This is a genomic window from Acidimicrobiales bacterium (genome assembly GCA_041394265.1).
Taxonomy (GTDB): Bacteria; Actinomycetota; Acidimicrobiia; order Acidimicrobiales; family SZUA-35; genus JBBQUN01.
In genome coordinates this window covers 2526129-2536895 of record JAWKIO010000005.1, presented here as the reverse complement: position 1 = coordinate 2536895, position 10767 = coordinate 2526129, and the positions used below count along the sequence as shown (strand labels likewise).

Sequence of the window (10767 nt, the reverse complement as noted above, 5' to 3'; positions counted from 1 at the left end):
TTGCCCTTGGAACTCTGCGAACCTCGATCGTTCACCGCACTGGCTTCCGAGTCGAAGGCTCGTCGACGCCGACCATCGCTCGGCCGCCGCAGCGCAGCTCACGCCCGAGGGCGCCATCTGGGGCTCCTTCGGCAAGAGCGGTCTTTGGCAGGTCGTGGTCCACGCTTCCCCTTCCCGTCACCTGTGAGCCTGGGACTCGGGGTCGCGCACAGCGTGCGAATCTCGTGCAGACAGCAGATGACGTCGGAACCAATGATCACCTGGCGGTAGCGACCGGTCAATCGGTCGAAGTGCCTGTCGCCGAAGTGCTGAAGCTCCGCGCAGACGCTGGTGCGAAAGCTCTCGAACCCGCCCTCAGCGCCGTTCGTCGTGGCTGTCGATCGGGGCGCCCACTGCCCAGTCGACCGCCGGGATGTCGCGGAGGCGGGCGACTGAGATCTCGTCGATGATCGAGTCAGGCAGAAGCCGACGGAGCTTGAGTGGTGTGCCGACATTGCGCACGAGCTTGGTGAGCTCCCCGATCGGTGTCGGACTGGCGACCGCCGCCTTGATCTCCTTGCGCCCGACGCCGTCGTCCAGCGTGATGTAAAGGTTGTTCTTCTGACCGATCTGCGTCCGCAACGGCGCAAGCCGGGCCGCCAACTCCAGGTTCGCCCGCAAACCGGCGAACGTGTACCAACGCAGCCCGGAGTCCGTCCGCAGGAGAAGCGTGCGGCCCGGCTGTGCTCCGGGGAACTCCATCCGCGCCTCCGCCAACCGTGACTCGGCCCGCCTGGTGAGCGTGGCCGGTGCGAGATCTCCACCTCCGAGCACTTCGGCGATCGCCTGGCACAGCTCGAACGACCACGGCAGCACGCTCGGCGGGAACCGGAGCCTCGCCTGATCCCCCTCGGGCTCGATCTGCGCCACCCTGCGCTTCCAATCGATCTCGACCAGCCGCCACCGCCGACCGGCGAGCAACACCCGAGGAGGCGTGCTCTCGAACGCCGCCAGGATCGAGTAGTCCGGCAGCTGCCCGATCTCCGTCCGTCCCTGACGCATCGACACCACTGGATCGGCCACGAACACCGATGTCAGCTCGAGGAAGTTGCGCCGTCCGATCGTCTTCTCGGCCTTCTGCCCTGGACTCAACAAGCCGGCGTCGTCGTGCAACCACTCACTGGCGATCAGCTCGGGGACGAGCTCGGCGGCACGGTCGCTCGCTGCACCAAGCACGCTCGGCGAGCCGAGCCAGTCCTCCCACGTCGCCCCGACGAGTCCGTTGTCGGACTCCTGCAGCGTCAACGCCATCAGCTGCTGCGTCGCCACATGGATCGGCAGCACCGGCGCCGTCGCTGGCTCGACGTACCCCTTCGCCCACAAGCGCACCAGACCGAGCGCACCGAGAAACGCATCATCCGACGTTGTCAGGAACAGGCAATTTCGGCTCGATCCCGCACGTCTGCCGGTCCGGCCGATCCGCTGGAGGAACGACGCCACCGTCGATGGCGCGTCGATCTGAATCACCCGGTCGAGGTCGCCCACATCGATGCCGAGCTCGAGCGTGCTGGTCGAAACGATCACGCAGTCCTGGGCCTCGGCGAACGCCTGCTCGGAGCGGTGCCGCTCCTCCCGTCCGAGCGAGCCGTGCGAGACGAACGCGGCCGTCCCCTTGTCGTTCAGCGCCGTCCCCAGCTCCTCGACCCGGCGACGGCTGTCAACAAACACCAGGCGCTTCTCGCCCCGGTGGAGACGGTCGATCACGGTGGCCGCATTCTCGAGCGTCCCGACGAAGTCGAGCTCGACCTCAGGCTCGGTAAGCGCCTCTGCGGGAGGGTTCAGGATCCGACGGGGCCCAGTGCTCGAACCGCAGAACCACTCCAATAGCTCGCCGGGATTACCGACCGTGGCCGAGAGGCCGACCCGCTGCAGGTCTCGACCGGCAACCCTCGTCAGACGCTCCAGCACCGAGACCAGGTGCCAGCCACGATCGGCGGCAGCGAAGGCGTGGACCTCGTCGATGATCACGGTCCGCAGGTTGGGGAACAACCAGTCCTGGTTGACTCGTCGTGAGATCAGCATGGCCTCGAGCGACTCGGGCGTCGTCAACAGCACGTCGGGAGGATCGGAGATGATTCGTGCCCGCTCGCTCTGGCTCGTGTCGCCGTGCCAGAGCTTCGCCGTTCGTCCGACGAACGACGTGTAGAGCTCGAGCCGAGGCAGCAGGTTGTTCAGCAACGCCCGCAGCGGTGCGAGGTAGAGCACACTGAGCGGCGTCCACTCCTCGGTGGCCATGCGACTCAAGATCGGGAACGAGGCCGCCTCGGTCTTGCCGCCCGCTGTCGGAGCGAGCAGCATCCCGTGCTCGCCAGCGACGAGCGGCTCGACGGCAGCGTCCTGCAAGGGACGCAACGCAGGCCAGCCAAGGGTGTTGACGACGTGATGCTGCAACGAAGGGTGCAGTTGATCGAACCCGCTCATCGGACCGAGGACATCAATCGAGGTCGAGATCGAGTTCGATGTCGTCGGCGTTCTGGCCGGCCCGGGCGGCCCGTTCCACCGGGTTCAGTTCGAGTTCGACGACACTCAGTTTGTAATGAGCGCGAGGGTCGTAGTCGGGAATCTGCTCCACTCGGTCGAGCACGTCCACCAGCTTCTTGATGAACAGTCGAGGGGCGATACCGACCTTGGCGCCAAGCTCACCCGAGACAGCGTCGGCGAAATCGGCCACATAGGCGTCATCCACGACCGCCATGATGCGCGCCGGGTCAGACGCGCCCTGAGCAAACAGATCGCGCACGCGGCCGCCGACCTCGATCAGGGCATCGCGATCGAAGTTCAACAGCCGCACCTGGACAGCCCGCGGGTTGTCGAACCTCGGGTCGCCACTGAAGTCGGTGTGGAGACGCTGAGCCAGCGGTGAAAGGCGCTGGACCCCCTGGGCACCGTCGTAGAACGGCGGGGTGCCAGTGATGACGAGATAGAGACCGGGGAAGCGGCCCTCGTAGAGATCGTCGATGAACTTCCGCAACGCCTCGAGGCCCTTGTCACGGGTGTCGGAACGCATCCGTTGCATCGTCTCGACTTCGTCGAGCACCAGGACGAGCCCGGTGAAGCCGGCGTCGCGGATGACGGCCAGGAGCCCAGCGAGGAAGGCAAGGGCGCCGTCGTGGTCGAGATCGCCCTTGATGCCCGCCGTCCGCTTGATCGACGCAGCAACGTGGGGCTGCCCGCCGAGCCAGGCCAGGAGACCCTCGGCGGTTGCGTTGTCACCGCTGTTCGTTGCCGTCAGGTAGGCCCGAAGCACCGCCGAGAACGCAGGTGCGGTGCGAGTGATATCACCAAGCCTCTGCTCCATGAGCGCGGCGGTCGCCGCCGTGACGGCCTCGGTGTCGTGCTCATCGATCGTGCCAGCCCGCAGGACCTCGTCCTCGAGGGTGAAGAACCACGAGTCGATGATCGTGCGGAAGGCGCCGCCTCGAGCTGTCGACGTCGAGAGCTGCTCGACGAGCCGCCGGTAGATCGTCTGGTACCGATGCGGCGGCGTGTCCGACTCGGAGATCTGGACCTCGGATGCGACCATGCCACGACCCTTCGCTCGCTCAGCAAGCCAGCGAGTGGCGAAGGTCTTGCCAGCGCCGTACTCACCACGGATCGCCTTGAACGCACCGGCGCCCGTAGCAACCCGATCGAGCTCCTCGTCGAACATCGGCGACAACCGTTCGAGCCCAACGGCGAGCGCGTCGAGCCCCTGCGCCGGCACCGTGCCCCGACGGAGCGCATCGAGGATGTCGGCCCGACGTTGCGGAGAGACGGTCACAACGTGCCCATCTGGTTCTCGAGCAACTGACGATCGAGGCGAACCGCTCCATTGACGGAAGCGAGCACCTCGTAGCCGTCGACGTTGAGAACACGCTGCAGCTGACCCAGCCAACGACTGAATCGTGGCCGGGGCATCCCGAGGGAGTCGGCGAGCCGTTCCTCTTGCACGGGCGTACCCGCTGCACCAGCGAGCAGTCGCAGCACCGCCGACACCTGGGCCGAATCGAGGCGCAACCCCTGGAGCTGCGAGGCGATGTCGTTCCGTACGAGCAGCCGATCGACCCAGTCCCCCTCCGCCGGCACCGAGTCGCCCGGTGCGTCCGCCGCCTCAGGAACAAGAGCTGGCACGGGATCGAACAACGTCGGCGCATCCGAAGGCTTCGCCGCACGCTTGGCGGGAACCGGAGCAGACGCAGTCGACTCAACGGCCGGGATCTCCAGTGTCGGGTACCACCAGCTCGGCGCCGGGATCGACAACGGCTCCCACCCTGCGGCCTCCTCGGTCATCATCACGACGGCGGGCACGATCAGCTCCACCGGAGTCAGACCGCCGTGGTAGCCGTTGCGCTTGGGGCCGTAGTGGATTCGCTCGTCCCACGGCATCACGCACGACTTCGACTCGACGATGACGCGAGGCCCCTTCACTTCGATCTCGCCCTCCTCGGCCGGGCCGCTCTCGGTGGGCCGCCAGCGCTCACCGCCATCGGCGCCCGGTCGTTGGGTGTCGTCACGATGCAGGATGTGGCCGTGATCCGCAGTCACGACGAGTGCGCGCCCGGCATGACGAGCGGCGCGTAGCAGCTCTCGCAGTGGAGTGAGCGCGTCGAGATCCCACCCAGCCGGGGGTGCCTCCACGTCTTTGAGCCGTTCGTCGATGTTGTTCAACACGACGCCGACGATGTGGCGACCCCGATCCTCAATGGCCTCGACAACGTGCCCGGAAAGGGTGTCGAGTCCGCCCTGACGGAGATCGGCCTTGTGGAACAGCAGCGGAGGCTTCTTGTCGAAGGGGCGGAACGCCTCGAGACTCGGGAAGTACCGCGTCTCCGAGTCCTGCTGGCCGCTGCGCAACGAGCCGCACAACAGGCTGGCCCGAGAGAACTCGGTGACCGTCGGCAACGTGGCGAGCGCAGTCGGCTGGGCTGGAAGGTCAGCGTGGGTGACGGGATGCCAGCCCTGGCGTTCGAGTTGTTCAGCGACCTCGAGGAAGCTCGGCCAACCCATGCCGTCCAGGACGAGGACGAGCACCGGACCTGCTTCAGCTGCCCGCACGGCGACCGTCGCCAGCAGATCCTCGACCCCGAGCAGGTCGTCGTGGCGATAGGCGGCATTGGCCAGCTGGCGTGCCGTGGTTGCGCCGTGCGACCGCACTCGATCGAGCACCTGTGCGTCGATCTCTGCGAGCACGGTGCGAGCCTCGGGATGACGATCGCCTCGGCTGACGGTCTCCCGAGCCCGGTCGCGCCAGCTGCCATCGGCGAGGTAGTCGATGACCGTTCCCTTGAGTGTTCCCGCTGGCTCCCACCCGGTCGTGAGCCAGCGAACGAGGCGAGCTGCCATTCGCATGCGGGTCACCCGGCTTCGCTCCTCCTCGGCGAGCAGATGAGCGTCGAGTCGATCGAGAGCCGCTTCGGCTGTCCGCTCCCCGTCCCGGTCGGCAGGCGTCTCGAGCCACGTGACAAGCGCCGCCGCAGCTGCGCCGACCCGAGCCTCGAAACCACTGGGGAGCACATCGGAACGTACGGCATCGGCGGTCGCCTTCACCCGCTCGACGGCCGCGTCGCCAGCGTGCAACCACCTCGCAATCGGGTCGCTGGGAGCAGCATTGCGAACGCGATCGACGGCAGCTCGGCCGAGGGCTGCGAATTCGGGGCCGGTGAGGGAGATGTCGCCGAACTCAAGGTCGAGCCGGAGTGCTGCCGGTGAAATCGGATCGTTCGCAACGACATCGGCGACAAGCCCGAGCGCTGTCATCTGGTCGCCCTTGCCCTGGCGGATCGCGGCGAAGATCGGTCGAACCGCTGGTCCGTGGAGGTCGGTCAGGTGACGCTCGACAAGATCGGCCACTTGCGGGCGGACCTCACGCAGCGCACGTGCTGCGGCCGGTCTCTCGGCCCAGATGATGAGGTCGACGAGGGTGTCGATGTCAGCCTCGAAACCGATCCGCACGAGCGTCGCAAGCGCGGTCTGGAGGTCGAGCACCTTGGCCGTGACGGGCCGGTAGCCGCCGAGTGGTTCGAGTTCGATCAACGCGTCGGCGACCGCGTCGTGGTCGGCGAGGTCGCGCGTCACCTGTTTGGCGCCGAACATTCGGGCGATGATCTCCCAGCGATCGACCGTTCGGATGCGCCGGCTCACCGCCCGCGCCAGCAGATCGGCGCCAAGGGCCGTGCTGTCGCACGAAGTGATGATCGCCAGGGGTCCGTTGCGATGCTTGGAGACATGCGCACGGATGGCGAGCGGCGAGTCGGAGGCAAACACTGCCACCGGCTGCCCCCCGACGACGACGGCCTCCGGCTCAACGGACGCGTCGCCGCGAACGATCACGAACGGCGCGTCGGCCGACTGCCGCTCGAGCAGACCAGCAAGCAGCGACTCGAGCTGTGGCCGCGAAACGACTGGTGCCGTCACGACGGGTCCGTCTCCCAGCGGAGCGTGACGGTCTTGCCGCCCTCGATCAGGGCTCGGAGATCAGCGACGACTGCGTCGAGGTCGGCCATCGTCGCGACACTTCGTTCCGTTGCGTACGGCCCGTCGCCTTCACCCTGAGGTCGAGCGTCGACAAGTGTCGTACGGTGGCCTGAGGATCCGCCATCAGTGCCAGCAACGACAACTGGCGGTGCGTTCCTCTTCACGTGATCCGTGAACGCTCGCTCGACCCGCTGCGCAGCGGCCTCGAACGCGACCACCACCTGGTCGCTCGTCAGCGCTTCCACCACGTCGTTGTCGACCACCTGCCGAGCTGTGGCCCACAGCTCGAAATTGGATCGCTCGACGGCGGCGGCGACCGCCGCAGCTGTTGTCAGGCTCTTCGCCGTCGCCTCGTCACTCGTCGGGGCTTGGTAGCCGGCGAGGATCTTGACCAGGTCGGCGTCGTCGGCTGCTGCCAGCGACTCCGCAAGCTCACGCGATGCCGCGGCCGTGTCCAACCTGGCGCCGGGGGCCAGGGCCCAAGTGGAGTAGGCCCCCCCGAGCGCGGCGGCGAGTCGGCTGGCGTCGCCTCGCAATGCCTGTGCTCGCTCCCGCACCCGAGTCCCCATCGATGCCAGCTCCGGACCAGTCACCCGCTTCGAGAACGTCAGTCCGAAGAGCTTCGAGGCGCGATCGACGGCGGCGAGCCAGTCGGCTTCGTCGGGAAGCTGCTCGGGCACGAGCGTGGCGTCACTCGGCAGCGGCCGAGCCAAGTCGATCTCAAGCGGTGCTCCACGATGCATCAACCGATGCTGCGTCTGCACTGCGACAGTCAGCACCACCAGGTCGGCGACCGGAGCCTCGAGGCCACGTCGAGCACCACCAACCTCCTCGATCCAACGACGCACTTCCTCAACAGTCACCACGTCGCCAGCGGCGGCGAGGTTGCGGTCGAGCTGAGTGCGCCAATAGTCCCCGAGCGTAAACGCCGCATCGCTCATGGTTCCGAGCTGCAGCGGCCCGACGATGTTGCGCAACGGCTTGCGGTTCGAGCTCTCCACGTTCACCCGTGGCGGATCCTCCGTGAGCGCTCGCTGGATCTCGTCCCAGACGGTGCGACGGTTGCCGACCGTGATCCGAGCCTCGAACTCCGGATGGCCGGGATAGAGGGCGCCGAACACCTGATCGCAAAGCTGCCCGAGCGCTCCGGGGAAGGTGGGATGGGTGGTCGGCCGGATCGGAACCGACGGATCGAGGCTGCGGTAGTGATCGGTGAGCGAATGCACCGAGTCGACGAGATGGTGACTCTTGCTGACCACCCCGTAGGCGACGAGGACGGCCTCCGACAGCTGTTCGGCGAGCTGCTTGCGCATACCTTCCAAAAGCGGACGCGCCTGCGCCTTCTCGTTGACCGACAGTCGCTCGGTGTACTTGTCGAACCGATCTGGCTTCAGGAGCTCCTCGAGCGCAACGAAGCGGCCGAGCGCGTGGAGGCCGTCGGTGTTGAGGAACGACGGAAGCCAACAGATCGTCGTGGACGGCTGGTGAGCCTGGCTCCATGAGTCGAGCCGCTCGAGATCGTCCTCGGGCGAGCGACCGGTGTCATCGAAGGGGAAGTCGATAATGATCTTGGGCCGGTCAGGCGAGGCGACGAGCGCCGAGTCGGAAATCTCCCCATCGTCACGGATGTTGCCGAACACGACGTCGACTGGACGGACGCTGCCCCGCCACTCGTGGTCGAGCGAACCCCGAAGGTCGTCGCCAATGCGGCCGTCGAGGGCATCCGAGATGAGCTTGCGCACCCGCTGGCGACGCGCGCCCCGATTGTCGAAGTCGGTGACCGCACGGGCAAGGATCTCGTCGGTGTCGACGTCAGCCAGCTTCAGGGTGACCGTAGGATTGGTCGGATCGTCGCCGATGGTGAGCTCGCCCAGCTGGAGGCGCTTCAGGCGGGTGGCCAGCAGTGACGCCTCCTGGCCCTTGATCGGGCTGGTAATACTCCCCCAGTTCAGGGCGACGAGCTTGGACGTCGTCATTCCTCGGAACGCCTCGACCTCGGGGACGAGGGCAGCGAGCAGCAGCGTCTTGAGGATCCGCGCGTCGGCTCGGAACGCAACCATCGCCGGCTCGAGGTCGCCGGTCGAGTCGTTGACGCCGTGCACGTCTCGCAGGCGCGGATGGAGCTTGGTTCGCCACAGCTTCTTCGCCGTCTCGAACAGGCCCTTGAGCTCGTTGGAGAAAGGCTCGTCACGCGTCGCGACAACATCCCAGAGGTCGCCGACCGGGATCAGCTGCCCAAGCTCGAGGTCGTCGCGCTGATCGACGAGGAGTTGGAGCATCACCTTCAGCGCCGTGCGCTCGCGCTGGAGTGCCTCGGAGACATCGACCAGCGCCTGCACCAAGGCAGGCGAGAACGGGTAGACGGTGCGGAACATCTCGATGTCGGCGTCGTTGCCGAGGAGCTGCCGCTTCACCTCGTCCCGTCCGGCGAGGACGGTGTCGACGGCATCGGCCAGCTGGCGGCCCGCTCCGTCGTCGACCGGAGTCAGGAGCCGCTTCTTCGCAACCACCGGCAAGTTCCCCGACGCCAAGCGGATCTCACTGAAGCGGCCCTGTTGCAGCTCGAGGTTGTCGGCGAGGCTCTGGAGTTCAGAGCCGGCAATGTGGTTGCCGACGAGGTCGCGCAGATCGCGCTGACGGGCAACGAAGCTGATGATCGGGACCGGGCGGTCGGCGTCGCGAGCTTCGACGAGCTTGGTGAGCTTCTGCGACTGTTCCTGCACAAACTTGAGGTCACCGATGTTGGCGGCGAGCCACAGAATCAGCTCGTCGAGGAACAACACGATGCCGTCGTAGCCGAGGGTCTTCGCGTGACGGCTGATGGCACCGAGCCCACGATCCAGATCGATGAAGCCTTCACCGGTGGAGCTGGCTTCGAGGCGCGTGGCGCCTCGGAACGTGGCGATGTACGCCTTCACCAGTTCGAGACGATCCTCGTCGGTGGCGGGAGCTGCCAGTGCTTCATCGACCTTGGCAGTGGTCCAGGTGGTGCCGAACTCACCCCAGTCGTCGCCACCACCGGCGTTTTCGTTGATGGCAGCGAGGAACTTCTCCTCCCCAAGTAGCTCGCGCTGCTTGGGCAGCTCGGCTCGCATGATCTCGTCACCGAGGTAGACGGCCGGGATACCGCCATCGGGATCAGTCTCGGCAACTCGTTCGACGTAGCCGCCGAGGATCCGCTGCTCCATCGACTTGGCGTCGAGGAAATGGGTGGGCACCAAGAGGAATCGCTTGCCGTCAAGGCTGGCCGCGTGCTTGTTGATGGCGCCGTGGAGTTCAGGCTTGGAGCGAGCATGGGTGTCGCCACTCAGCAGCAGGTGCAGCATCGCCATGAAGTGCGACTTGCCGGAACCGAACGACCCTTGGAGATACGCCGCCTTCGACGCACTGTCGGAGACGGCGGAAGACACGAGGCCGAGAGCGTCGTCGAACGCCTTGGCCAGCTGCTCGGTGACCACGTACTGGTCGACCGTCGGTTTGGTGTCACCGGTGATCCCCTGGGTGAGCTTCAGGACGAAATCGCCGTCCTGCACCTGGGTAGGGATGTCGATGAGTTCTCGGATCAGGGTCATGTAGTCGCCTTCTTCGCGCGGCCACGGGTTGTGGTTGGCGGCCGCCATGCTCGCAAATCGTCTTCGGTCACTCCCAGGCGGGCCAGCTCACCCGCAAGGTACGACTCGTAGTAGTCACCCAACCCCATACCGAGCGACGGGTCGAGATCGTTGTGCCACTGCTCCAGCCACGGCTGCAACTCCAGCAGGCCAGCAAGGATCGGCACGAGACGATCGGTCTCCCAGCCCTCCTCCTGCGACCGCTGCTGGAACAAGGCGACGAGCGCCTGCGCCTGCTCGAGATGATTCCACCCGGCCCAACCCAGCACCCGCGAACCATCGGCGTCACGCTCCAGGCCCGGATACGACACGAACCGCTCCTTCGGCACATCGAGCTTTCCGCGGAGCTTCCAGACCGACGTCGACACGAAATCGCCCGACCCGTACTTCGGCGGCACCGGAATCTTCCCAACGTCCTCGCCGGCGTCCTCACGACGCTGCAGCTCCCATGTCTTCTCCCACGACGCTCGCTTCCGCAAACCCGGCGCCTTGTAGCGCAGCGCCGCCAAGAACGGAACCGCCTCAGCCTTCGTCAACTCACCAACCAACTTGGCAACGTCGACGTCCGGCGAACCGCGATACAGCTCGGCCACCCGCATGAACTCCACATCAGTCCGAGCAGTATCAGCAAGCTGGTTCACCGACCGAGGCTCACCACCAGCCC

At 66.4% G+C, this 10767-nt stretch carries 5 protein-coding genes; all 5 read right to left on the bottom strand.

Annotated elements, in window-relative coordinates; genetic code table 11:
• Window positions 1-354: 354 nt before the first annotated feature.
• Genes R2733_12395 through R2733_12375 form a run of 5 tightly spaced genes read right to left on the bottom strand, consistent with a single transcriptional unit; the run spans window position 355 to window position 10744 of the window.
• The gene (locus R2733_12395; protein ID MEZ5377297.1) at window positions 355-2460 is read right to left on the bottom strand and encodes a DEAD/DEAH box helicase; all 2106 of its coding nucleotides are present in this window, start codon (window positions 2458-2460) and stop codon (window positions 355-357) included.
• Between the two features lie 13 nt (window positions 2461-2473).
• Window positions 2474-3799 (bottom strand): BREX system ATP-binding protein BrxD, encoded by a 1326-nt coding sequence (brxD, locus tag R2733_12390; protein ID MEZ5377296.1) that lies wholly within the window; start codon window positions 3797-3799, stop codon window positions 2474-2476.
• Window positions 3796-6432: a BREX-2 system phosphatase PglZ gene (gene pglZ, locus R2733_12385; protein ID MEZ5377295.1), complete on the bottom strand. Its 2637-nt coding sequence runs from the start codon at window positions 6430-6432 to the stop codon at window positions 3796-3798. Before pglZ ends, brxD begins: the two co-directional genes overlap by 4 nt.
• The gene (locus tag R2733_12380) at window positions 6429-10112 is read right to left on the bottom strand and encodes a hypothetical protein (GenBank protein ID MEZ5377294.1); all 3684 of its coding nucleotides are present in this window, start codon (window positions 10110-10112) and stop codon (window positions 6429-6431) included. The genes pglZ and R2733_12380 overlap by 4 nt, the downstream gene beginning before the upstream one ends.
• Window positions 10061-10744, bottom strand: coding sequence for a hypothetical protein (locus tag R2733_12375; GenBank protein ID MEZ5377293.1), 684 nt, complete (start codon window positions 10742-10744; stop codon window positions 10061-10063). Before R2733_12375 ends, R2733_12380 begins: the two co-directional genes overlap by 52 nt.
• Window positions 10745-10767: the final 23 nt, after the last annotated feature.